This window comes from Acidibrevibacterium fodinaquatile (assembly GCF_003352165.1).
In the GTDB taxonomy this organism is placed as follows: Bacteria; Pseudomonadota; Alphaproteobacteria; order Acetobacterales; family Acetobacteraceae; genus Acidibrevibacterium; species Acidibrevibacterium fodinaquatile.
The window spans coordinates 120531-144087 of sequence record NZ_CP029176.1 but is presented as its reverse complement, the minus strand read 5'-3'; the positions used below and the strand labels follow the sequence as shown (position 1 = coordinate 144087).

The 23557-nt window shown below is 67.8% G+C and carries 20 protein-coding genes, 2 tRNA genes and 1 riboswitch; of the genes, 7 read left to right on the top strand and 15 right to left on the bottom strand.

Annotation, left to right across the window (positions count from 1 at the left end; translation table 11 throughout):
• Positions 1-41 precede the first annotated feature (41 nt).
• Positions 42-1742 carry an IlvD/Edd family dehydratase gene (locus DEF76_RS00615; protein ID WP_114910665.1) on the top strand — a complete coding sequence of 567 codons (1701 nt, stop codon included), beginning with the start codon at positions 42-44 and terminating at the stop codon, positions 1740-1742.
• Between the two features lie 91 nt (positions 1743-1833).
• On the opposite strand, the gene DEF76_RS00610 is transcribed toward DEF76_RS00615, so the two are convergent.
• Genes DEF76_RS00610 through DEF76_RS00585 form a run of 6 tightly spaced genes read right to left on the bottom strand, consistent with a single transcriptional unit; the run spans position 1834 to position 6325 of the window.
• A complete protein-coding gene (locus tag DEF76_RS00610; protein WP_114910664.1) occupies positions 1834-2763 on the bottom strand; it encodes a dihydrodipicolinate synthase family protein in 930 nt (309 codons plus the stop codon).
• Positions 2760-3233, bottom strand: coding sequence for a YcgN family cysteine cluster protein (locus DEF76_RS00605; protein WP_205216232.1), 474 nt, complete (start codon positions 3231-3233; stop codon positions 2760-2762). Before DEF76_RS00605 ends, DEF76_RS00610 begins: the two co-directional genes overlap by 4 nt.
• A gap of 43 nt (positions 3234-3276) precedes the next feature.
• Positions 3277-4089 carry a lipid-binding SYLF domain-containing protein gene (locus DEF76_RS00600; protein ID WP_240319069.1) on the bottom strand — a complete coding sequence of 271 codons (813 nt, stop codon included), beginning with the start codon at positions 4087-4089 and terminating at the stop codon, positions 3277-3279.
• Between the two features lie 58 nt (positions 4090-4147).
• Positions 4148-4765 carry a histidine phosphatase family protein gene (locus DEF76_RS00595; RefSeq protein ID WP_114910661.1) on the bottom strand — a complete coding sequence of 206 codons (618 nt, stop codon included), beginning with the start codon at positions 4763-4765 and terminating at the stop codon, positions 4148-4150.
• Positions 4766-4793: 28 nt separating this feature from the next.
• Positions 4794-5594 (bottom strand): ABC transporter permease, encoded by an 801-nt coding sequence (locus tag DEF76_RS00590; RefSeq protein ID WP_114910660.1) that lies wholly within the window; start codon positions 5592-5594, stop codon positions 4794-4796.
• Positions 5591-6325: an ABC transporter ATP-binding protein gene (locus DEF76_RS00585; protein WP_114913568.1), complete on the bottom strand. Its 735-nt coding sequence runs from the start codon at positions 6323-6325 to the stop codon at positions 5591-5593. Before DEF76_RS00585 ends, DEF76_RS00590 begins: the two co-directional genes overlap by 4 nt.
• Before the next feature lie 104 nt (positions 6326-6429).
• On the opposite strand from DEF76_RS00585, the gene DEF76_RS00580 reads away from it, so the two are divergent.
• Positions 6430-7221, top strand: a complete 792-nt coding sequence (locus DEF76_RS00580; RefSeq protein ID WP_114910659.1) for a DODA-type extradiol aromatic ring-opening family dioxygenase — start codon at positions 6430-6432, stop codon at positions 7219-7221.
• A gap of 16 nt (positions 7222-7237) precedes the next feature.
• Here the strand turns inward: DEF76_RS00580 and DEF76_RS00575 are convergent, their stop codons facing one another.
• Together DEF76_RS00575 and DEF76_RS00570 are read right to left on the bottom strand one after the other, a co-directional pair.
• Positions 7238-8032, bottom strand: a complete 795-nt coding sequence (locus DEF76_RS00575; RefSeq protein WP_114910658.1) for an alpha/beta fold hydrolase — start codon at positions 8030-8032, stop codon at positions 7238-7240.
• Positions 8029-9609, bottom strand: coding sequence for a benzoate-CoA ligase family protein (locus DEF76_RS00570; protein ID WP_240319068.1), 1581 nt, complete (start codon positions 9607-9609; stop codon positions 8029-8031). The genes DEF76_RS00575 and DEF76_RS00570 overlap by 4 nt, the downstream gene beginning before the upstream one ends.
• Positions 9610-9755: 146 nt before the next feature.
• Here DEF76_RS00570 and DEF76_RS00565 point away from each other — a divergent pair, with 146 nt between their 5' ends.
• Complete coding sequence (locus DEF76_RS00565; protein ID WP_114910657.1) at positions 9756-10847, top strand: Ppx/GppA phosphatase family protein; 1092 nt, start codon at positions 9756-9758, stop codon at positions 10845-10847.
• Positions 10844-11530 (top strand): RlmE family RNA methyltransferase, encoded by a 687-nt coding sequence (locus tag DEF76_RS00560; RefSeq protein WP_114910656.1) that lies wholly within the window; start codon positions 10844-10846, stop codon positions 11528-11530. Before DEF76_RS00565 ends, DEF76_RS00560 begins: the two co-directional genes overlap by 4 nt.
• A 17-nt stretch (positions 11531-11547) precedes the next feature.
• On the opposite strand, the gene pgmG is transcribed toward DEF76_RS00560, so the two are convergent.
• From pgmG to DEF76_RS00540, 4 genes are all read right to left on the bottom strand, one after another.
• Positions 11548-12957, bottom strand: coding sequence for a phosphoglucomutase/phosphomannomutase PgmG (pgmG, locus tag DEF76_RS00555; protein WP_114910655.1), 1410 nt, complete (start codon positions 12955-12957; stop codon positions 11548-11550).
• Positions 12958-12976: 19 nt separating this feature from the next.
• On the bottom strand, positions 12977-13849 hold the full coding sequence (locus DEF76_RS00550) for a UTP--glucose-1-phosphate uridylyltransferase (RefSeq protein ID WP_240319067.1): 873 nt from the start codon (positions 13847-13849) through the stop codon (positions 12977-12979).
• 31 nt (positions 13850-13880) lie between these two features.
• Positions 13881-16178: an NADP-dependent malic enzyme gene (locus DEF76_RS00545; RefSeq protein ID WP_114913566.1), complete on the bottom strand. Its 2298-nt coding sequence runs from the start codon at positions 16176-16178 to the stop codon at positions 13881-13883.
• An 84-nt stretch (positions 16179-16262) separates the two neighbouring features.
• Positions 16263-16345, bottom strand: a tRNA-Leu gene (locus DEF76_RS00540).
• Positions 16346-16423: 78 nt separating this feature from the next.
• Here DEF76_RS00540 and lipB point away from each other — a divergent pair.
• Positions 16424-17074 carry a lipoyl(octanoyl) transferase LipB gene (gene lipB, locus DEF76_RS00535; RefSeq protein ID WP_114910653.1) on the top strand — a complete coding sequence of 217 codons (651 nt, stop codon included), beginning with the start codon at positions 16424-16426 and terminating at the stop codon, positions 17072-17074.
• A gap of 66 nt (positions 17075-17140) precedes the next feature.
• Here lipB and DEF76_RS00530 read toward each other — a convergent pair.
• Positions 17141-17214 (bottom strand) — tRNA-Gly (locus DEF76_RS00530).
• 71 nt (positions 17215-17285) lie between these two features.
• A riboswitch (SAM riboswitch) is annotated at positions 17286-17365 on the top strand.
• Between the two features lie 65 nt (positions 17366-17430).
• On the opposite strand from DEF76_RS00530, the gene metZ reads away from it, so the two are divergent.
• Both metZ and apaG read left to right on the top strand, forming a co-directional pair.
• The gene (gene metZ, locus DEF76_RS00525; protein WP_114910652.1) at positions 17431-18630 is read left to right on the top strand and encodes an O-succinylhomoserine sulfhydrylase; all 1200 of its coding nucleotides are present in this window, start codon (positions 17431-17433) and stop codon (positions 18628-18630) included.
• Between the two features lie 46 nt (positions 18631-18676).
• Positions 18677-19093, top strand: coding sequence for a Co2+/Mg2+ efflux protein ApaG (apaG, locus tag DEF76_RS00520; RefSeq protein WP_114910651.1), 417 nt, complete (start codon positions 18677-18679; stop codon positions 19091-19093).
• Between the two features lie 100 nt (positions 19094-19193).
• Here apaG and DEF76_RS00515 read toward each other — a convergent pair whose 3' ends face one another.
• Positions 19194-19865 carry a DsbA family oxidoreductase gene (locus DEF76_RS00515; protein WP_240319066.1) on the bottom strand — a complete coding sequence of 224 codons (672 nt, stop codon included), beginning with the start codon at positions 19863-19865 and terminating at the stop codon, positions 19194-19196.
• Between the two features lie 82 nt (positions 19866-19947).
• Positions 19948-23373, bottom strand: a complete 3426-nt coding sequence (locus DEF76_RS00510) for an indolepyruvate ferredoxin oxidoreductase family protein (protein ID WP_114913564.1) — start codon at positions 23371-23373, stop codon at positions 19948-19950.
• Positions 23374-23557 lie beyond the last annotated feature (184 nt).

Genomic DNA, 23557 nt, shown 5'->3' with positions numbered 1-23557 from the left:
CATGGTCCTCGCTGCGGCAAAGGGCGGCGGAGGAGAGAAAAATGGCGTTGGGGATGAAAAAAGGGCTGACCAGCTATGGCGATGCGGAATTCTCGCTGTTCCTGCGCAAGGCCTTCATCAAGGCGATGGGATTTTCCGACGACGCCCTCGCCCGCCCGATCATCGGCATCACCGATACCGCGAGCGATTTCAACCCCTGCCACGGCAACGTCCCGGCGCTGATCACCGCCGTCAAACGCGGCGTGATGCTCGAAGGCGGCCTGCCGATGGCGTTTCCGACCATCTCCATCCACGAATCCTTCGCCCACCCCACCAGCATGTTTCTCCGCAACCTGATGGCGCTCGATACCGAGGAGATGCTGCGCGCCCAGCCGATCGACGCCGCCGTCCTGATTGGCGGTTGCGACAAAACCATCCCGGCGCAGTTGATGGCCGCCGCCAGTGTCGATCTCCCCGCCGTCGTGCTGCCGGTCGGGCCGATGCTGGTCGGGCATCATCGCGGCGAGGTGCTCGGCGCCTGCACCGATTGCCGCCGCCTCTGGGGCCGCTTTCGCGCTGGCGAGATGGACGCGGCCGAGATCGAGGCGGTGAATTCCCGCCTCGCCCCCACCTTCGGCACCTGCATGGTGATGGGGACGGCGAGCACCATCGCCTGCATGACCGAAGCCCTCGGCATGGCGCTGCCGGGAAGCGCGACCATCCCGGCAACCCATGCCGATCGCTTGCGCGCCGCCGAGGAAGCCGGGCGCGCGGCGGTGCGGCTTGCCCAAAACGGCCCGCGCCCGAGCGAAGTGATGACCGAGGCCGCGTTCCGCAACGCCTTCACCGTCTTGCAGGCGATCGGCGGGTCGACCAACGCCCTGATCCATGCCACCGCCATCGCCGGGCGCCTCGGCCTCCCCGTCGATCTCGAGGCATTCGATCGCATCGGCCGCGAGGTGCCGGTGCTGATCGATCTCAAGCCGAGCGGCCAGCACTATATGGAGCATTTCCACTGGGCCGGCGGCGTGCCCGCGCTGCTTCGCGAACTCGCGCCGTTTCTCGAGCTCGAAACGCAAACCGTCACCGGCGCCCCGCTCCGCGCCGCACTCGACGCCGCCGAGATCGTGCCCGGCCAGGCGGTGATCCGCCCGCGCGCCAACCCGATCAGCGTCGGCGGCGGGCTCGCGGTGCTGCGCGGCAACCTCGCCCCGCGCGGCGCGCTCCTCAAACGTTCGGCGGCGACGCCTTCGCTCCTTTCCCATGAAGGTCGGGCAGTGGTGTTTACGTCGCTCGCCGATATGGAGGCGCGGCTCGACGATCCCGCGCTCGACGTCACGCCCGACGATGTCCTCGTCCTCCAAAACGCCGGGCCAGTCGGCGCGCCGGGGATGCCAGAAGCCGGCTATATCCCAATCCCGCGCAAGCTCGCCCGCGCCGGCGTCAAGGACATGCTGCGCCTCTCGGACGCGCGGATGAGTGGCACCGCCTTCGGCACCATCGTCCTTCACATCACGCCGGAAGCCGCGATCGGCGGCCCGCTCGGCCTCGTGCGCACGGGCGACCGCATCCGCCTCGATGCCGAAGCCCGCCGGATCGATCTCCTGGTGGACGATGCCGAACTCAGAAGCCGCCAAGCCGCCTGGACATCGCCCACGCCAGCGCCGGCACGGGGGTACGCCTGGCTCTATCACCACCACGTGCTGCAAGCCGATGAAGGTTGCGATTTCGATTTTTGTCGGGAAGAAGGGAAAAAGAGGTAAAAAAACGTTCTTTTTTTGAAAAAAAAGAACCAAAAAAACTTTTCTCCGTTGGGCAGTGCCGCAGGCACTGCCCGGGGGAGGAAGCGATGGGTTAGGCGGCGGCCGGTAGCGCGAAGCCGCAGGCATCGAACGCCGCGAACAGTTTCGCCGCCTCGGCCGGCGAGAGCGGCAGATGCGGCGGCCGAATATGGGTCCAGGCGGCATCCCCGGTATGGCGTGCGACAAGGGATTTGAGGCCGGGGATCAGCGGCGCCGCGGTCACCGCCTTCCTGATCGCCGAAAGCCGCGCCTGCGCCGCCGCCGCGCGCGCCGTGCCGGCATGGGCGACGACCTCGGCATTGAGCGCGCTCGAGACGTTGGACGCAGCGCTGATGCTGCCAGCGCCACCGATGGCGAGCAGATCATGCAGCGCACCATCATCGCCGCAATAGACCTCGAAGCCCTCGGCCGCGAACGCCTCGACATAGGCGCGGGTATTGGCGAAATCGCCACTGCTGTCCTTGATCCCACGGATGACGCCGGGAAAGGCGGCGCGCAGCCGGGCGATGAATGGAACCGTGAACGGCACCGCCGATTGCGCCGGGAAATGATAGAGATAGATCGCAAGCGCGGCGCCGGCGCGCCCCAGCGCACGGTCGATGACCTCGCTGAAATAGGCGAACAAGCCATCCTCGCTCGGGTTCTTGTAAAAGAACGGCGGCAGCAACAGCGCGCCGCGGCAGCCAAGCGCGGCGGCACGGCGGAGCAACAAGACGGTATCGGTGATCGCGGTGGTGCCGAGCCCCGGCAGCAGGCACGCGGGCGCGATCCCGCGCGCGACGATCCCCTCCATCAGGGCGATGCGCTCGCTGATCCCGAGGCTGTTTGCCTCGCCGGTGGTGCCGAGAATGCCGAGCCCGCTCGCGCCATGGGCGAGCAGCCAGCGGCAATGCGCCGCCATGCGATCGAGATCGGGCGCGAGATCGGCACCCATCGGCGTCAGCACGGCGACATTGACGCCGCCAAAAAGCGCGTTCTTCATGATGTCTCCTTGATCGGCGCCCGGCGACGCGGGATTTCGCCGGGCCAGGTCACGATATGATGGTCGAGTGGCCCGGCGGCGCGCTCGTCAACGCAGCGTCCGCGCACGGAAATCCCCGCTTCATGCACGGTTTCGGCGTGCCCCGAGACCAGCGGATGCCACCATAGCAGCGTCTTGCCCTCGGCAAGACGGCGATAGGCGCAGCTCGGCGGCAGCCAGTCGATCGCGCGCACCGAAGCCGGGGTGAGCTGCTCGCAATCGGGGACGCGCCGCCGACGATGGGCATAATCGGAACAGCGGCAGGAGCTGGTGTCGAGCAACCGACAAGCGACGTTGGTGAAAAGGACTTCGTCGCTGTCTTCGTCGCGCAATTTATGCAGACAGCAGCGGCCGCAGCCATCGCATAGCCGCTCCCACTCCTCGCCGCTCATCTCCTCGAGCCGCTTGGTTTTCCAAAATTCGTCGCGCACCCGGCAATGATCGCGGGGGCGGCGGCCGGCGTCAATGCGCCGGTCAATTCTTGGGCGGCGCGAGATCCTGGCTCTGCACTGGCGAGAGCGATTGCGGCGCGCCGGGCGCGGCCGGCGGGCTCGCGGGCGCCGGCGCCTCGGAGGAAGCCGGCGGGCTCGGCAGCGCCGCATTGGCCGCCGGCGCTGAGGCGGCAGCGCCATATTTCGCGAGGATGGCGCGGAGCGGATCGGCGCCCGGGTTACTCACCTTCATATCGACGACGATTTCGCGCGCGCCGATATCCTGGCCGTAATAGGCGCGATCCCACTCCGATTTCGCGGCGAGCAGGCTGCCATTGAGCGAAATCCCGGCATAGAGCCCGCTCGATTGCGAAAACGCGAGAATGTCGGCGCGCAGTGCCGCCGTGGTTGCGCCCTCGACGCCGGCGCCCATCTGCGCGAACGCGACCGAAGCATCGCCGCCGAGCTTAAAGCGGCTATCCATCACCGCGTTCAACCCTTTCTCGGTCAGGATGGTGATCAGGATCTCGCTATCTTGGATCCCCGCTTGGAGCCCGAAACTCGCCGTGCTGAGCTGAAAGAAGGCCGGCGACGACCACGAGCCATTGCCGTCGCGCGCCGCCAGCACGCAATCGCCGCCGGCGCCGCCGATGATGAAGCTCGCGCGAAAGACCCGCGGGCAGACCATCACCGCCCGCGCCCGCTGCATCGCCCAGACGCGATCGCCGGTATTGGCGCCGCTCAACATTTCCTGGACAGAAAGCGTCGCCCGATCGACCAGGGTTTGCTGTTCGCTCTGCGCCCACGCAAGGGCCGGAGCCAGGGTCAGGAGAGCCGCGAGCAAATAACGCAACATGGTTCTTCTCCAGGTCATTGGCGGGCAATCTTGATATTGGTTCGGGGCGTTGGCAAGCTCAACCCGGCCCCTCGTTGACGCCGCCGATCCACCACCCCTCGCGGTGCCATTCAAAGCGGGTGAGGGAGAGATTGGCGACCGAGATGTTTTGCGCCTGCTCGGCGGCGATGCCAAGCACATGCGCGAGGGCGGCGCGGATCACCCCGCCATGCGCGACCGCGATCACATCCTCGCCGCCATGGTCCGCCGCCAGCCGAGTGAGGCAGACCCCAACCCGCGCGACGACATCGGCCATGCTTTCGCCGCCCGGCGGGCGGGTTGCCGCCGGCAGCGGCCAGAACTGATCGGGCCGGCGGGCGAAGAGCGCTGCGACCTCGTGCTGCGGCAGCCCTTCCCAGGCGCCGAGCGCCTGCTCGATCAAGGCGGGTTCCACGGTCAGCGTCTGCTCGGGGTAGCCGGCGGCGAAAATCGCCCGCGCCGTCTCGCGGGTGCGCGACAAGGGCGAGATCAGCCAGCGCGCCGGCCGCGGCAGGCGGGCGGCGAGGCGCTCATACTGCGCGCGCTCGGCGGCAAGCGCGAGCGGGCAGAGCGCCACGTCCCGCGCGCCATACAGCACCGCCCGCGCCCGCGCCTCGACCAAAGCGTGGCGGAGCAGCCAGAAGCGAACCGGTTTCATGTGTTTGCCAAACCCGCTCTCCGCATCCTCATTCGCCGAGCGAGACCAGCGCGCCGCTGCGGCGGGCGGCGGCCAGCTCGCGCCGAAACAAAAACGCCATCGCCGCGAACCAGGCGAGGTTGAGGCCGAAGGCAGAGGCGAGATCAAAGCCCCCGCCGCCGCCAGCGAGGATCGCCCGCAGCCCTTCGAACACATGCGCAGACGGCAGCGCCAAGGCGAGCGGCCGCAGCCCCGCCGGCAGCGCCGAGACCGGGTAGAACACCGCCGAAAGCGGCGTCAAGCCGAACATGATCGTCCATACCAGCGCCTCGGCGCCGGCGCCATGGCGGAGGATGAAGGCGACGATGCCGAGCGCGACCCACCAGCCCATCATCGCGAGATTGCAAAACAGCAACACGACGATGGGTCCCACCGCGAAGATATCGAACGCGTAGAGCAAGACGGCGAGCAGAATCGCCGGCGCCATGCCGACGAGCAGGCGCAGCACCGACATCACAACCAAAGCGGCGATCAATTCCCATGGCCGCAGCGGGCTGATCAGCAGATGGCCGAGATTGCGCGACCAGATTTCCTCGAGAAAACTGACCGAAAACCCGAGCTGGCTGGCGAGTGCCGCCTCCCACAGCAGCACGCCGGCGATGAGCAGCCCGGCGACCGCGGCGATCGCGCCGCCATGCCCGGCGAGAAACCGCGCCGTGAAGCCCCAGATCAGCAATTGCAACACCGGGCCATAGGCGAAATCGAGAAGGCGCGGCCAGGAGCGGCGATAGAGCGCAAGATGGCGATAGACCAGCGCCCAAACGCGCCGCGCGGCCGCGCCGGCGCTCATGCTTCTCGCCGCTCGCCGCGGGCGATCGCGAGGAACACCGCCTCCAGCGTCTCATGCCCGAACTCGCGCCGCAGCGCCGCCGGGTTGCCACGGGCGATGATCGCCCCGCGCCGGAGGATCAGCACCTGATCGGCGAGGCGTTCGACTTCCGCCATGTTGTGCGAGGCGAGCAAGATCGCGCAGCCGCTCGCCGCGCGATAGGCGGCAAGCCAAGCGCGCAGCCGGTCGGCGGTGTCGGGATCGAGGCTCGCCGTCGGCTCGTCGAGCAACAGCACCGAAGGGCGATTGATCAGCGCCTTGGCGAGCGCGAGCCGCGTCTTCTGGCCGGAAGACAGCGTCCCCGCCGGGCGATCGAGAACGGCGAGGAGATCGAGTTCGCCGGCAAGATCGCGGATCCGCCGCTCGAGCCCGGCAACGCCGTAAAGATGGCCATAGACGCGGAGATTTTCCGCAACCGACAGCCGCGCCGGCAAGGCGACATAGGGCGAGGCGAAATTCATCCGCGCCAGCGCCGCGAACCGGTCGCGCGCCATGTCGTTGCCGAGGATTTCGATCCGCCCGGCGCTCGGGAGGACGAGGCCGAGCAGCATCGCGAGCGTCGTCGTCTTGCCGGCGCCATTGCCGCCAAGCAGCGCCACGATCTCGCCGGCGGCGACGGTGAAACTGATCCCCGCGACCGCCGTAACCGCGCCATAGCGTTTGCTCAGCCCCTCGACCCGGATCACCGCCATGGGCTTTCCATACGCGAACTCATCACCCGCGGGAAACCCGGCGCGGCGCTCTTGCAATCGATGCACGGCGGAAGAATATGCGAGGAAAATGCTTCGGGGGTAAAATGGACCGGTTTCCTGCCTTATTCGTCTCGCACGGCTCGCCGATGATCGCGATCACGCCGAACCCTGCGCATCATTTCCTCCGCGAACTCGGCCCCCGCCTCGGCCGGCCGCGGGCGATCCTCGTCGTCACCGCCCATTGGACAGCGCCGCGCGTTATGGTCGGGACCGCGGCAGAGCCCGAGACGATCCATGATTTCGGCGGCTTCCCGCCGGCGCTTTACGCGCTTCGCTACCCGGCGCCGGGCGCGCCGGAGATCGCGCGCGCGGCCGCGGCACGGCTCCGCGCCGCCGGCTTTGCGGTCGCAGAGGATGCCGAGCGCGGCCTCGATCACGGCAGTTGGATCCCGGCGCTCCTCATGTATCCCAAGGCCGATATCCCGATCGCGCAGATTTCGGTGCAGCCGGCGGCCGATCCCGCCCATCATTACCGGCTCGGGGAGGCGTTGCGGCCGCTGCGCGACGAGGGCGTCTTGATCCTCGGCTCAGGCAGCTTCACCCATAATCTCCGCGCCGCCTTCGGCCTGATGCGGGGCGGCGGGGCGGCGGAGACGGAGCTGCCGTTTACCGCGCCGTTTCTCGCCTGGATCGGCGATAAGATCGCGGCCGGCGACGTCCCGGCCCTGCTCGCCTATCGCGAGGAGGCGCCCCACAGCGCCGAGAACCACCCGACGGATGAGCATTTCCTGCCGTTTTTCGCCGCCCTCGGCGCCGGCTCGCCGGGTGTGATCGGCGAACGCTGGCATCACAGCACCGATTATGGCCTGGCGATGGATGCTTACGCCTTCGCTTGAGGGGCGCGCGGCAGCCTCATTCGTCTGACGTCAAGGCTGCCGCGACGAACGCGCCGATCGCCGCGATCACCCGCTCGGGGTGCGAGAGGTGCGGCGAATGGCCGGCCGCGGGGACGATCACGACCCGCGGCGGCCGTGGGAGCTTGGCTTCGGCGAGCCGGATTTGCGCCATCGTGCCATATTCGTCGGCCTCGCCCTGGATCAGCAGCACCGGGGCTGCGATCGCCGGCAAGACATCATCGATCCGCCAGTCGCGAAAGCCGGGATCGAGCCAGGCCTCGTTCCAGCCGCGAAAAGCGGCATCGACGTCGCGATGGTGGCGGGCGAGACGCCGGCGGAGATCGCCCGCGCGATAGGCCTCGCGCGCCGCGGCGATGCTGGCGAGCGAGATGTCTTCGACGAAGAAATGCGGCGCGATCAGGACGAGGCCGGCGATCGCGGTTGTCCCGCCGGCGGCAGCGCCGGCATGGATCGCGGCGATCGAGGCGCCATCGGAATGGCCGAGCAGGATCACCCGCCGCGCCGCTTCTTGCGCGAGGATGCGTGGCAAGGTCTCGCGCGCCTCGTCATGCATGTAAGAAAGCGGGCGTGGCAGGGGGATGCTGGCGGAGTGGCCATAGCCGGCGCGGGAATAGGCGAAGACGCCGCGCCCGGTCGCGGCCGCGAGGCGGGCGGGAAAATCCCGCCATAGACCGACCGAGCCCAACCCCTCATGCAGCAGCACGATCTCCGGCGCGCCCCGCCCCCAGCGCGCCGCCTCCAGCGCGATGCCGCCGAGATCGAGGGTGAAAAATTCGGCCTCGCTGCTCACCGCAGATCGCGCAGCTTAAAACGCTGGATCTTGCCGGTCGCGGTTTTCGGCAAGTCCGCGACGATTTCGATCCAGCGGGGGTATTTCCACGGCCCGGCGCGTTCCTTCACCAATGTCTGGAGGGCGGCGATGAGGTCGGGCGAGACGGTGACCCCCTCCTTGAGCACGACGAAAGCGCGCGGCTTGGTCAGGCCGTCCGCGTCTTCATGCCCAACCACCGCCGCTTCGAGAATGGCGGGATGCTCGACCAAGGCGGCCTCGACTTCGAACGGGCTCACCCAGATGCCGCTCACCTTCATCATGTCGTCGGCGCGGCCGCGGTAATGGTAATAGCCCTCGGCATCGCGGGCATAGGTGTCGCCGGTGCGGGTCCATTCGCCGAGGAAGGTGCGGCGGCTTTTTTCGCGCTGGTTCCAGTAGCCGTCGGCGGCGCTGGCACCGCGGACCAGCAACTCACCCTCGGCAACCCCGGCCAATTCGCGGTCCTGCTCGTCAACCAGCTTGAGATCATAGCCGGGAACGGCGCGCCCGGTGCTGCCATAGCGGATATCGTCGGGGCGGTTGGAGAGAAAAATATGCAGCATCTCGGTCGAGCCGATGCCGTCCAGGATATCGACGCCGACGCGTTGCCGCCATGCCCGCCCGATCGGCTCGGGCAAGGGTTCGCCGGCCGAGATCGCCCGCCGGAGCCGCGCTGATCCGGCGCCATGGCTGAGCGCGGGATGGGCGAGGAGGGCCGCGTAAAGCGTCGGCACGCCGCCGAACAGGCTCGGCTGATAGCGCTGCATCACCGCGAACACGCGCTCTGGCGTCGGGCGGTCTGGCAGCAAAACGGCGGCCGCGCCGACCGCCATCGGGAACGTCATCGCGTTGCCGAGCCCATAGGCGAAAAACAGTTTGGCCGCGGAAAACATCACATCATCCGGGGCGATGCCGAGCACCTGGCGGCCATAGGTCTCGTAGGTGGCGCGAAGGCTGGCATGGACGTGCCGGGTTCCCTTCGGCGTGCTGGTCGAGCCCGAGGAGTAGAGCCAGAACGCGACCTCGTCCGGCGAGGTCGCGACCAGCGGCGCCGGCGCCGCGCTAGCGAGAAAGTCCGAGAGGCTTCTCTGGCCGGCGGGGAGGCTTTCGGCGTCCTCCTCGGCGATCACGATGGTGGGCTGCGGCGTGAGCGCCGCAAGCGCCGGGGCGAGGGCGGGATAAAGCGGCGCCGAGATCAGCACGAGCCCGGCGCGGCAATCGGCGACGAGGGCGGCGAGCAGCGCCGGCGGCAGCAAGGTGTTGAGCGGCACCGGCACGATGCCGGCGCGGAGCGCCCCCCAGAACGCGACCGGAAAGGCGCAGCTATCGCGCAGGATGAGCGCGATCCGTTGCTCGCGGCGGAGGCCGGCGGCAAGGAGGGCGCCGGCGAAACGCGCCGCCTGGTCCTGCAACGCGCCATAGGTCAGGCGGCGCCAGGGGTCGATGAAGGCGATCCGCTCGCCGCGCCCTTCGCGCTCATGGCGATCGACGAACCACCCTGTGGCATTGCCGCAAGCCCCGTCCGCCCCCATCTCGGCCGCGCCGCCCCCTCTCACGCCCCTCTCCGGGGTGTTTTCGCCGCGTCAAACGGCTTTGCCGGAGAGTGGCGAGGACGGCATCATAATGCAAGTGGCGCACAACGCGCTTGCTCTCGGCCCCTGCCGGGGAGATGATAGGATTTTGGTGAGTTCGTTATCACGCCATGGCCCCGCCCGCACGCTTTCCCGCCTCCTTCTCGCCGCCAGACGCTGGCGGGCCGCGGGGGACAGGCCATGCCTACGCCGCCCTTGACCTCGGCACCAATAATTGCCGCCTCCTGGTCGCCGCCCCCGCTCAGGGCGGGTTTCGCGTCGTCGATAGCTATAGCCGGATCGTGCGCCTCGGCGAGGGGCTCGATCATTCCGGCGATCTCTGTCCGGAGGCGATGACGCGGGCGCTCGCCGCCCTCAGAGTGTGCGCCGCGCGGCTGGCCCGGCGCAATCTCCGCGGGCTGCGGGCGGTTGCGACCGAAGCCTGTCGGCGGGCGCGCAACGGCGCCGCCTTTCTTGCCGAGGTGCGGCGCGAAACCGGGCTCGCGATCGACGTCATCTCGACCCGCGAGGAAGCGGAGCTGGCGCTGGAAAGCTGCGCGTCGCTCTTGGCGCGCGGCGGGCGGCGGGTTCTGCTGTTCGATATCGGCGGCGGCTCGACCGAGATCGCCTGGGTACGCTTGCCCGCCGAGGGCGCGGGGTTGGGCGCGCGGCCGGAGATGGTCGGCTATGTCTCGATCCCCTATGGTGTTGTAACGATAGCGGAGCGGTTTGGCCCGGCCTCCTTCACCCAAGCCGGCTTTCAGGCCGCCGTCGACGAAATTGCCAGCCGGCTGCAAGGGTTCGAGCAGGTTCATTGTATCGCCAAGGAAATCGCCCAAGGCGGCGTGCAATTGCTCGGCACCAGCGGCACCGCGACCACGCTCGCCGGGGTTGCGCTCGGCTTGCCGCGCTATCAGCGGCCGCGGATCGATGGCGCCGTGCTCTCGGGCGCCGCGTGCGAGGCGGCGCTGGCGACGCTGCGCGGCTTGGGCCGCGAGGGCCTTGCCGCCCATCCCTGTATCGGGCCGGAGCGCGCCGATTTCGTGCTGCCAGGCTGCGCCGTTTTTGCTGCCATCCGGCGCTTATGGCCGACCAGCCGGGTGGTGATCGCCGATCGCGGCCTGCGCGAGGGGATCCTGCTCCGTCTGATGCGAAACGATCCGCGCGCGCCGCAGCGGCGCGGGGCGCGCGCCGGGCGTGGCCGGACCACAGCCGGCGCATGAGCCGCCCGCCGCGCTTTCCCGCCAAGGGCACGCCGCGCGCCGAAAGCGTCGTCTTGCGCACGGCGCGCGGGCGGAGCGTTGCCTCGCAGCGCTGGCTGGCCCGCCAGCTCAATGACCCATACGTGCAGGCGGCGCAGCGCGAGGGCTGGCGATCACGCGCGGCGTTCAAGCTGATCGAGCTCGATGAGCGGTTTCATCTCCTCACGCCAGGGGCGCGGGTCGTCGATCTCGGCGCGGCGCCGGGCGGTTGGGCGCAGGTCGCGGTGCGGCGCGGCGCGGCGCATGTGGTGGCGCTCGATCTCCTGCCGATCGCGCCGATCGAAGGCGTGACGCTGATCGCCGGGGATGTCACAGACCCCGCGATGCCGGCGCGGCTTGCCGCAGCGCTCGGCGGCCCCGCCGATCTCGTGCTGTCCGACATGGCGCCGAACACCACCGGCCACGCCGCGACCGATCATCTGCGCATCATCGCGCTTGCCGAGCAGGCGCTCGCCTTCGCGCGCGAGGTGCTCGCCCCCGGCGGCGCCTTCGTCGCCAAGGTGTTTCAGGGCGGCACCGAACGGGACTTGCTGATGCCGATGAAGCGCGCCTTCCGCAGCGTCCGCCACGCCAAGCCGCCGGCGAGCCGGGCGGAGTCGGCGGAGCTTTACGTCATCGCCCAAGGCTATCGCCCCTCGGGCTGACCGCGCCACCCCGAGCGTTAATGCCCGGCGTTGCTTCCCGAGAAATCCGGGGCGGCGAGGCCGGATTGCGCGAGCTGGTCGGCGATCGCGGCCTTGAGGCGATCGAGCCCGGCCTCGTCTTTCGCCTCGGCGCGCGCAACCAGCACCGCCTGGGTGTTGGAGGCGCGGAGCAGCCACCAACCATCCTCGGTTTGCACCCGCACGCCATCGGTGTCGTTCACGCGGGCGCCGGCTTCGCGGAGACGCGCCGCGACCTCGGCGATCACCGCGAATTTGCGGCTCTCCGCGCAATCGAAGCGCAGTTCCGGCGTCGAACGGAGAGCCGGGAGAGCGGTGCGGGCGTCCGACACCCGGCCGCTCAGGCGTGCTGCGATGCCGAGCAGGCGCACCGCGGCATAGAGCGCATCGTCAAACCCGTACCAGCGATCGGCGAAGAAAATATGGCCCGACATCTCGCCGGCGAGCGGCGCCCCGGTTTCCGCCATCTTGGCCTTGATCAGGCTATGGCCGGTTTTCCACATCAGCGGCTTGCCGCCGGCGCGGGTAATCTCGTCAAACAGCACCTGGCTCGCCTTGACATCGGCGATGATGGTGGCGCCCGGCCGCGTGCGCAGCACGTCGCGCGCGAGCAGCACCATGATCTGGTCGCCGAACAGGATTTCCCCTTGGTCGTCGACGATGCCGATGCGATCGGCGTCGCCGTCGAAGGCGATGCCGAGGTCAGCGCCTTTTTCCCGCACCGCGGCGATGAGCTGGCGGAGATTGGCGGGCACCGTCGGGTCGGGGTGATGGGCCGGGAAACGCCCGTCCACCGCCCCATTGATGATGGTATGCGTGCCCGGCAGGCCGGCGACGAGGCGATCGAGCACCGCGCCGGCGGCGCCGTTGCCGGGATCCCAGACCACGGTGAGGGCCCGATCGCCGCCGTCGTAATCGGCGAGAAGGCGCGCGACATAGGCCGCGCGGATATCCTCGTCCGCCTCACTACCGGTGCTTTCGGGAACGACGTCGCCGGCGGCCGCCATGTCGCCGAGCGCGCGGATCGCCTGCCCGAAAAACGGTTTTTTCCCGAGCATCATCTTAAAGCCGTTGTAATCGGCCGGGTTGTGGCTGCCGGTGACCATCACCGCGCCGTCGGCAGCAAGCGTGGTTGCGGCGAAATAGAGCATCGGCGTCGGGCCGAGCCCGATCCGCGCAACCGCCATCCCGCTCGCCATGAGCCCTTTGACGAGGGAGGCTTCCAGCGCCGGCGAAGACAGCCGCCCGTCATAGCCGACCGCAACCCGCTTGCCGCCGGCGCGCGCGACGATGCTGCCGAACGCCCGCCCGATCGCGAACGCATCCGCCTCGGTCAGGGTTTGGCCGACGACGCCGCGAATGTCGTATTCGCGGAGAATGCTCGGGTCGAAGCGGTGGGAAAAACGCATGTCAATGTCCTCGTTGCGGTCAAGCTGGGCAGTAATGGCGGAGGAATTCCCGCACCTTGGGCGCGAGCTCGGGGCGTTTTAGGGCGAAGGCGATCTGTGCCTCGAGAAACCCGACCTTGTCGCCGCAATCGAAGCGTTTGCCCTCAAAGCGGAGACCGTGAAAGGGGAGCTTGCCGATCATCTTGGCCATCGCGTCGGTGAGCTGCACCTCGCCGCCGGCGCCGCGCTCGAAACGCGAGAGATGGGCGATGACCTCGGGGCGCAGCACATAGCGGCCGATGATCGAGAGCGTCGATGGCGCGACCTCGGGCGCCGGCTTTTCGACGAGCCCTTTGACCTCGGCCAAGCGCCCATCATCGGCGCCGATATCGAGGATGCCGTAGCGGTTGGTGTGTTCGCGCGGCACGTCCTGCACCGCAACGACATTGCCGCCGGTCTCACGATAAACCGCGGCGAGCTGAGCGACACACGGGGTCTCGCCGAGGATGAGGTCATCGGGGAGCAGGATCGCGAAGGGATCCTCGCCGATGAAGGCGCGCGCGCACCAGATCGCATGGCCAAGGCCGAGCGGCTCCTGCTGGCGGACGGTGACGATGGCGCCGGGTTCGAGCTGGGTGCCCTCGAGCAGCGCCATGGCCTCGGTCTTGCCGCGTTCGCGCAACACCGCTTCGAGTTCGAAGGCGATATCGAAATGCTCGACGATCGCCGTCTTGCCGCGGCCGGTGATCAGGCAGAATTGCTCGATGCCGGCGGCGCGCGCCTCCTCGATCGCATATTGGATCAAGGGCTTGTCAACGACCGGCAGCATTTCCTTGGCGGTCGCCTTGGTCGCCGGCAGAAAGCGGGTGCCAAGACCGGCAACCGGCAATACGGCTTTGCGCAACGGTTTCAAATCACGGTTTCCTTCCCTCTTGGCGCCGGGATCACTTCCCGGTCGATTGCGGCGGCATATTGGCCGCGTCCTCGACCTCGGCGGCGACGATGGCGCTGATATTGACGATCCCGCGCGCGGTGACACTCGGCACCAGAACATGCACGGCCTTGCTCATGCCAAGCAAGAGCGGACCGACGACGAGACCATCGGCCGCCGCCTTGAGCAGGTTGAAGGCGATGTTGGCGGCGTCGAGATTGGGCATCACCAGGAGATTGGCGGTGCCGGAAAGCCGGCTGTCGGGGACGGCGCGCTCGCGGATGGCAGCGCTCAAGGCGGCGTCGGCGTGCATCTCGCCATCGATCTCGAGCGTTGGTGTGCGGGCCCGGATCAGCGCCAGCGCCGCCCGCATCTTGCGCGCCGACGGCGTGTTCGAGGCGCCGAAACTGGAATGCGACAACAGCGCCGCCTTCGGGGTGAGGCCGAACCCGGCGACGGCGCGCGCCGCGAGCGCCGTCATCTCGGCGATCTGCTCGGCGCTCGGGTCGACATTGAGGTGGGTGTCGCAGAGAAACAAGGCGCCGGCCGGCAGGATGATGCAGGAGAGCGCATAAACGCGCGAGACTTCGGCGCGGGCGGGGATGATCGGGAGGACATATTTCATGTGCTGCCACCAATCGCCGGAGCCGCCGACGATCGCGGCATCAACCGCCCCGGTTGCGAGCAGCATGGCGGCAACGACGCTGGTGCGGTTGCGCATCCGGCGCGCCGCCGCCGCCGGCGGCACGCCGCGCCGCCCGACCAGGCATTGATAGGGCGTGATCAGCGGCGCGATCGTCGCCTCGTCGCGCTCGGGATCGATCACCCGCGCCGCGCCGGCAAGATCCATCCTGAGCCCCATCTCGCGCACCCGAGCTGCGATGATGTCACGCCGGCCAAGCAGCACCGGCCGCGCGATCCCCTCATCGAGCGCCATCTGCGCCGCGCGCAGCACCCGCTCATCCTCGCCCTCGGCATAGGCGATACGTTTCGGCGCCTGCCGCGCCGCCTCAAAGACCGGGCGCATGAGCTGGCCGGAGCGAAACACGAAACGCTCGAGATCGCGGCGATAGGCGTCGAAATCGGCGATCGGCCGGCGCGCGACCCCGCTCGCCATCGCCGCCCGCGCCACCGCCGGCGCGATTTGCAGGATCAGGCGCGGATCGAAGGGTTTCGGGATGATGTAATCGGGCCCGAACACCGGTGCCGCCCCGCCATAAGCCGCCGCCACCACCTCGCTCGCCTCAATGCGGGCGAGTTCCGCCATCGCTTCCACTGCCGCGAGCTTCATCGCTTCGTTGATCGTGCTCGCCCCGACATCGAGGGCGCCACGGAAGATGAAGGGAAAGCAGAGAACGTTGTTGACCTGGTTGGGATAATCGCTGCGCCCGGTCGCGATCACGGCGTCCGGGCGGGCGGCGCGCACGGCGTCGGGGGCGATTTCCGGCTCGGGATTGGCGAGCGCGAGAATGAGCGGCTTGGGCGCAAGATGGGCGAGCCATTCCGGGCGCAAAACACGCGGCGCCGAAAGCCCGAGAAAAATATCGGCGCCCGCCAGCACTTCATCGAGCCGCCTGGCATCGGTCCGCTGCGCATAACGCGCCATGTTGGGAAGCATCCCTGCCCGCCCGGCATGGACCACGCCGTCTTTGTCGGTGAGCGTGACATTCTCCACCCGCAAGCCCATCTCGACCAGAAGATCGACACAGGCGAGCGCCGCGGCGCCGGCGCCGGAGGTGACCAGCTTGACCTCGGAAAGCGATTTTCCCTGCAAAAGCAGCCCGTTGCGGATCGCCGCGGCAACCGTGATGGCGGTGCCGTGCTGGTCGTCATGAAACACCGGAATGCCCATCCGGGCGCGGAGTTTGGCCTCGATCTCGAAGCACTCGGGCGCCTTGATATCCTCGAGATTGATCGCCCCGAAGGTCGGCTCGAGTGCCGCGACGACGTCGCAGAAACGCGCGGGATCGGCGGCATCGACCTCGATGTCGAAGACATCGATGCCGGCGAATTTCTTGAACAAAACCGCCTTGCCCTCCATGACCGGCTTGCCGGCAAGCGCGCCGATATTGCCAAGGCCAAGCACCGCGGTGCCGTTCGAGATGACGGCAACGAGATTGCCGCGCGCCGTCAGATCATGGGCGGCATTGGCATCAGCGACGATCGCCTCGCAGGCGGCGGCAACGCCAGGGGAATAAGCAAGCGCCAGGTCGCGCTGCGTTGCCATGCGCTTGGTCGCGACGATGGCGAGCTTCCCTGGGTGCGGCAGACGGTGGTAATCGAGCGCCGCCTTGCGAATATCCTCGTCCATCGCCATTCCCTCCTTCGGATCGCCGGGCCATGAGGATGGCCGGAACGGCGTGGCGAAGAAAGGCGTCTGACGAGAGAGGAGTTATGCGGTCGAGAAGACTCGAACTTCCACGAGGTTTCCCCCACAAGCACCTCAAGCTTGCGCGTCTACCATTCCGCCACGACCGCATCCCGCGCGTCGCCTCGGCGCCGCACGCGGGCGGGATATAGCCGATGATCGCCTTGGGTTCAATCCGGAAGGAACCGATGCCGGAGATCGAATGGGTAAAAACCGCGGGCCTCACCCCCTACCCCGCAGCGCTCGCGGCGATGACGGCGCGCGTCAAGGCGATCCGGGCGGGTGAGGCGCGCGAGCAGGTCTGGCTTCTCGAACACCCGCCGCTCTATACCGCCGGCACTTCGGCGCGGGCCGAGGATCTGCGCGATGCGTCGCGATTTCCGACCTATCACGCCGGGCGCGGCGGACAATGGACCTATCACGGGCCCGGCCAGCGCATCGCCTATGTCATGCTCGACCTCACCCGCCAGCACGGCGCGGTTCGCGCGCGCGACATCCGCGCCTTCGTCCACGGGCTCGAGGAATGGCTGATCCGGGCGCTCGCCCGCCTCGGCGTCCGGGGTGAGCGGCGGGCGGGGAGAATTGGCATCTGGGTGGCGGACGGCGCCGGGGGTGAGGCGAAAATCGCCGCCCTCGGCGTGCGCGTCACGCGCTTCGTGAGCTGGCACGGCATCGCCCTCAATATCGCCCCCGATCTCAGCCATTTCGGCGGCATCGTGCCTTGCGGGATCGCCGAACACGGCGTCACCAGCCTCGCTGCGCTCGGCGTCGAGGCCGACATGGCGGCCGCGGACGCGGCGCTCGCGGCAGCGTTTCGCGAGGTGTTCGGGGATAGGTAAAAAACGGGAAAAAATGTTCTTTTTTGAAAAAAAGAACCAAAAAACTTTTGTCCCGAAGGGGGCTGTTGGAGCGGGTGAAGGGAATCGAACCCTCGTATGCAGCTTGGGAAGCTGCCGTTCTACCATTGAACTACACCCGCGCGCCGGCCGTTTATAGAAAACCCGGATTGACGGCGCAATGCGCGATCATTAGCGTTCGCGGCCGGCGGCGTGGGCCGCCCCTCGTGATTTGTCCGGCCGGATTGCGGCGAGGTGAAAGAAGCGCGCTAAAGAGGCCAGCGCTCGCCCGCTCGGCCGGCGCTGCATCCGCGGTCGGCCCCCAAAGATTTTCTTGAGTACATGACAGGGCCCGAGAGATGACCGAAACCTTCCGTCCCGCGACCCGCCTCGTCCATGCCGGGCAGGCCCGCACGCCCTTCGGCGAAACCGCCGAAGCCCTCTTTCTCACCTCCGGCTTCGTCTATGAGAGCGCCGAGGACGCCGAGGCGACGTTTCGCGGCGATCTCGCCCATTATCAATATTCGCGCTTCGGCAACCCGACGGTCGCGATGCTGGAGGAACGTCTTGCCGCGATCGAAGGCGCCGAAGCCTGCCGCGCGACCGCCTCGGGCATGGCGGCGGTGCATGCGGCGCTGATCGCCGGGCTCCGCGCCGGCGACCGGGTGGTCGCGTCCCGCGCCCTGTTCGGCTCCTGCCACTGGATCGTCTCCACGCTGCTGCCGCGCTTTGGCATCGAGAGCGTCTTCGTCGATGGTGCCGATCTCAACCAATGGCGCGAAGTCTTGGCGAAGCCCACGAAAATCGTGCTGCTGGAGACGCCTTCCAATCCGATGCTGGAGATCGTCGATCTTGCCGCCATCGCCGCGCTTGCGCATGACGCCGGCGCGCAGGTGGTGGTCGATAACGTGTTCGCGACCCCGCTTTTGCAAAAGCCGCTCCGTCTCGGCGCCGATATCGTCGTCTATTCCTGCACCAAGCATATCGACGGCCAAGGCCGTGCCTTGGGCGGCGCCGTTCTCGGGCGGCGGGCCTGGATCGAGGAGGTGCTGCAGCCCTATCTGCGCAATACCGGCCCGGCGCTCTCGCCGTTCAATGCCTGGCTTTTGCTGAAGGGGCTGGAGACGCTCTCGCTCCGCGTCAATGCCGCCTGCGCCAACGCCGAACGCCTGGCCGAATTCCTGAGCCGCGCGCCCGCGATCAACCGCGTCTGGTATCCGACCCGCCCGGATCATCCCCAAGCGGCGCTGGCGCGGGCGCAAATGAGCGGCGGCGGCACCGTCGTCACCTGCGAACTCCGCGGCGGCAAGGCGGCGGCGTTTGCGTTTTTGAACGCGCTCCGGCTGATCCGGATTTCCAACAATCTCGGCGATACCAAATCGCTGGCAACCCACCCCGCGACCACCACCCATTACCGGATCGGCGCTGCGGAACGCGCCCGGCTCGGCATCAGCGATGGCGTCGTGCGGCTCTCGGTCGGGATCGAGGACGCGGCCGATCTCGAGGCCGATCTCGCGCGGGCCCTCGCCGCCGCAGCCGAGGGTAGGACGGCGGGATGAGGCGAGGGCATGGACAAGAGAGCCTCGCGCACGGTATGCGCGGGACATGAGCCGGGAACAGCAGGGCGAGTTCAGCGCGACAACGCGCGGCATTAAGGTGAGCGTGCGCGCGTTTTTTCTCGAGGACCAGTCCCGTCCCGAGGAGGGGCATTTCGTCTGGGCCTATAAGGTGAGGATCGAGAATGGCGGCCGTGAGACGGTGCAGCTTCTCCGCCGCACCTGGCGCATCACCGACGCGCTCGGCCGCACCCAGCACGTGCATGGCGCCGGCGTCGTCGGCGAGCAGCCGACCTTGGAGCCCGGCGACGTGTTTGAATATACCTCCGGCACGCCGCTCGAGACCCCGTCCGGCTTCATGACCGGCACCTACCACATGATCCGCGTCGATTCCGGCGAAGCGCTCGACGTCGCGATCCCGACCTTCAGCCTCGACAGCCCCCATCAGGCCGGCCAAGTGCACTAGAGCAAGGTAGGTTTTGATTGAACCATCCTGTTCAATCAAAACCGGCCAACTTGCTCGCCAAAATAAGTGTAGAGCGTGATCGACTTAAATCGATCGCGCTCTAAAAGGCATCGGACTCCTCGAGCAAGGCGACATCGATCAGGCGCGAGATCACGGCCGGCTCCTGCGCGCCGGCGATGGCGTGGCGGCCGCTGAAGATGAAGCAGGGCACCCCGTTGATGCCGAGCCGATGGGCGCGGAGATTGTCGGCGTGCACGGCGTCGATCTCGGCGTCACTGGCGAGGAACTGCGCCGCCGCTTCGGCATCGAGCCCGTTCTGCGCCGCGATCATGACGAGCCGCGCGGGATCGCCGATATCGATGCCGTCGCTGAAATAGGCGGCGAACAAGGCTTCGACGAGATCGAGTTCGCGCCCGGCGCGGCCGGCGAAGCGCACCAGGCGATGGGCATCGACGCTGCTTGGCATGCGCGCGGCGCGGTCGAAGCGGAAGGCTATTCCTTCCGCAAGGCCGACCTGGCCAATCGAGGCAAAAAGACGATGTGCCCGCTCCTCGCTGCCGAATTTGCGCGTCACATAGGCCTCGCGCGGCATGCCGGCGCGCGGCATGTCGGGGTTGAGCAGAAACGCCCGCCAGAGGAACGAAACCTCGATCTCCGGCCGCGCAGCCAGGCTCCGCCGCAGCCGCCGCAGACCGAGATAGCACCACGGGCACACCAGATCATGCACGATCTCGATGACGAGATGAGGCCGCGCCGGCGACAGCATATTCATACGCCCCAGCCTAGCGCCGCCCCTTAGGTTTGAAAAGTTTTTTGGTTCTTTTTTTCAAAAAAGAACAAGGCTTTCCGCTCTCTCACACGGCCGCGCCACGATAGCGGGCAAGGAGGGTTTCGCGCTTTTGCGCGGCCTCACGCATACGCTTTTCCTTGACGTGGCCGTAGCCCGCGATGTCTTCGGGCAGTGCTGCGAGCGCGGTTGCCGCGGCGAGGTTATCGGCGGCCAGGGTCTTTTCGAACTCGTCGAGCAGGGCTTCGTAATCGGCGATCAGGGCGCGCTCGGCGCGGCGCTCCTCGGTGCGCCCGAAGATATCGAGCCGCGTTCCGCGCAGGACCTTGCCATACCGCATGAGGGCGAACACCGGCATCATCCAGCCGCCGAAGGCGCGTTTTTGCAGATGCCCGGTGCGCGGGTCGCGTTTGGCGAGCAGCGGCGGCGCGAGATGGAATTCGAGCCGGTAATCGCCTTCGAACTGGCGCGCGAGCTCGGCGCGGAAAGCGCGATCGGCGAACAGCCGCGCGACCTCGTATTCGTCTTTGTAGGCGAGCAGCTTGAAGTAATTGCGCGCAACCGTCTCGGCGAGCGCTTCGCCGGCGGCGCCGAACGCGCGCGCGCGGGCATGGAATTTTTCAACGCGCGTGCGATAGCGGCGCGCGAGACGCCGCCCCTGATAGCGCACCAGCTCGCCGGCAAAGCGCGTAACCAGGCTCGCGACATCGGCCGCGGCGGCTTGCGCGGGCGGCGTCAGCCCGGCGAGCGCGCGCACCCGATCGGGATCGATCGCCGCCGAACGCCCCCAGCGGAACGCGGCGCGATTAGCCTCGACCGCCGTGGCGTTGAGTTCGATCGCGCGCTCGATCGCCGCAGCGCCAATCGGCACCAGGCCCTGCTGATAGGCGTAGCCAAGGAGAAAAAGATTGGTTGCGATGGCATCGCCGATCAGCGCGGTCGCGAGCGCCGTCGCATCGAGCACGCTCATCGCCTCGGTTCCGACGGCGTCGGCGATCGTCTCGAGGAGCGGCGAGGTCGAAAGCCGGGTTCCGGGATGCAGCACGAAATCGGCGGTGATCGTCTCATGGGTATTGACCACCGCCCGTGTGCGCCCGTGCGCGGCACTCGCCAGCGCTTCGCCGCCGGCGCCAACCACGAGATCGCAGGCGAGCAGGAGATCGGCGCTGGCGCGCGAGACGCGCAGCGCGCGCAAATCCTCGGCGTTGGCGGCGATTTTGATATGGCTCCAGACGCTGCCGCCTTTTTGCGCGAGCCCCGCCTGATCGAGGACGCTGATCGCCTTGCCCTCGATGTGGGCGGCCGTGCCGAGCAAGGCGCCGATGGTGACGACGCCGGTGCCGCCAACGCCGGCGACGAGCACCCCATAGGGGCGCGCCAAGGCCGGCAGCGTCGGCTCGGGCAGATCGGCGAAGGGCTTGGCCTCGGCGGGCGCGGCGCGGCGCAGCTTGCCGCCATGGACGGTAACGAAGCTCGGGCAGAACCCTTCGATACAGGAAAAATCCTTGTTGCAGGAGGATTGGTTGATTTCGCGCTTGACCCCGAATTCGGTGTCTTTTGGCGCAACCGAGAGGCAGTTGGAGGCGACCGAGCAATCCCCACAGCCCTCGCAGACGCGGGCATTGATGAACGCGCGCTTGGGCGGGTCGGCCATCTGGCCGCGCTTGCGCCGGCGGCGTTTTTCGGAGGCGCAGGTCTGGTCATAGACGATCGCGGTGACGCCCGCGATCTCGCGCAATTCGCGCTCGGTATCCTCGAGCAGGCGGCGATGGCGCACCTCGACGCCAGGCGCGAGATCGGTCACGGCGGCGTATTTCTCCGGCTCGTCGGTGACGACGACGATGCGCGCGACACCCTCGGCGGCGAGCTGGCGGGTGATCTGCGCCGGCGTGATCTGGCCGTCGAGATGCTGGCCGCCGGTCATCGCGACGGCGTCGTTGAACAGCACCTTGTAGGTCGCGTTGACGCCGGCGGCGACGGCGGCGCGGATGGCGAGGCTGCCGGAGTGGAAATAGGTGCCGTCACCGATATTGACGAAGACGTGCTTTTCCTCGGTGAACGGCGCCTGGCCGATCCATTGCGCGCCTTCGCCGCCCATCTGGGAATAGGTGTCGGTATGGCGGTCCATCCACATCGCCATGAAATGACAGCCGATGCCGGCGAGCGCGCGGGAGCCGTCGATCACCTTGGTCGAGGTATTGTGCGGGCAGCCGGAGCAGAAATAAGGTTTGCGCACGGCGTTGGGATCGAGCCGCCGGAGCGCCGCTTCCTTCGCGTCGAGCGCGGCTAAGCGCGCGCGCATGGCCTCGGTCTCGCGCCCCATTGCGGCAAGGCGGCGGGCGAGCGCGCGGGCAATATCATCGGCGGAGAGTTCGGCCGAGGCGCGGAGCAACCATGCGCCTTCGGGATCATGCTTGCCGGTGATCCGCGGGGCGTTCGCGGTGCCGTAGAGGATCTCCTTCACTTGATTTTCGATCACCGGCTGCTTTTCCTCGACGATCAGAATCTCATCGAGGCCGGCGGCAAACTCGCGGATGGTCTCGGGCACGATCGGCCAGGTGAGGGCGAGCTTGAGCACCGCGATCCCGAACTCGGCGCCATCGAGACCGAGATCATCGAGCGCCTGGGCGAGATCGAAGGTCGATTTGCCGGCGGTGATGATGCCGAACCGCGCCCCCGGATCGCGGCGCAACACCCGATCGAGGCCGTTCGCGCGGACATAGTCGCGCGCCATCGGCAGGCCGTAGAGATGCACCCTTCGCTCCATCTCCAACGGCTGGTCGTGCAGGCGGATGAAATGCCGCTGATCATGGGCGCGTTCCGGGAGATCGGGGCGAAAGCCGTGGAGATCGAAGCGGATGGTGGTCGAGGTCTCGACCACGTCGGCGATCGTCTTGAACCCGGTATAGAGCCCGGAATAACGCGACATCGCCCAGCCATGGAGGCCGAGGCTGACGATATCGGCGACCCCGGCCGGCACCAAAACCGGGATCAAGGCGGCGATGAAGGCGGGCTCGCTCTGATGCGGCACCGTCGAGGATTTGCAGGCATGATCGTCGCCGGCGACCAGCAACGCGCCGCCATTGGGCGAGGTTCCGGCGAAATTCGCGTGTTTGAAGGCATCGCCCGAGCGATCGACGCCCGGCCCCTTGCCGTACCAGAGCGCGAAGACGCCGTCATATTTCGCGCCGGCGAGCAGCGGCGAGAGCTGCGTGCCCCAGACCGCGGTCGCCGCCGATTCCTCGTTCACGCCGGGCTGAAAATGGATGTGATGCTCGGCGAGATGGGATTTCGCGGCGAAAAGCTGAATGTCGAGCCCGCCGAGCGGCGAGCCGCGATAGCCGGAGATGAAGCCGGCGGTGTTGCGCCCGGCGGCGCGGTCGATGGCGTGCTGCAGCATCGGCAGACGCACCAGCGCCTGCGTCCCGGTGAGATGGACCTCCTCGATCTCGACGGCGTATTTGTCATCGAGGGTGATCGCGGCGTGTTTCATTCTGTCCGTTCCCGTCTCCGCACGCCGCCGGCGCGCGGCGGCTTTAACATCAGGATATGGCAACCCGGCGCGCATCACAAAGGAAAGGGAAGTTTCGGGCGAAAATAGATTTTTTTGATCGCGCCCGGTCCTGCTGACAGCGCCCGCCGGCCTTTCCCGGGGCGGTGGTGGGCAATTTTGTGAG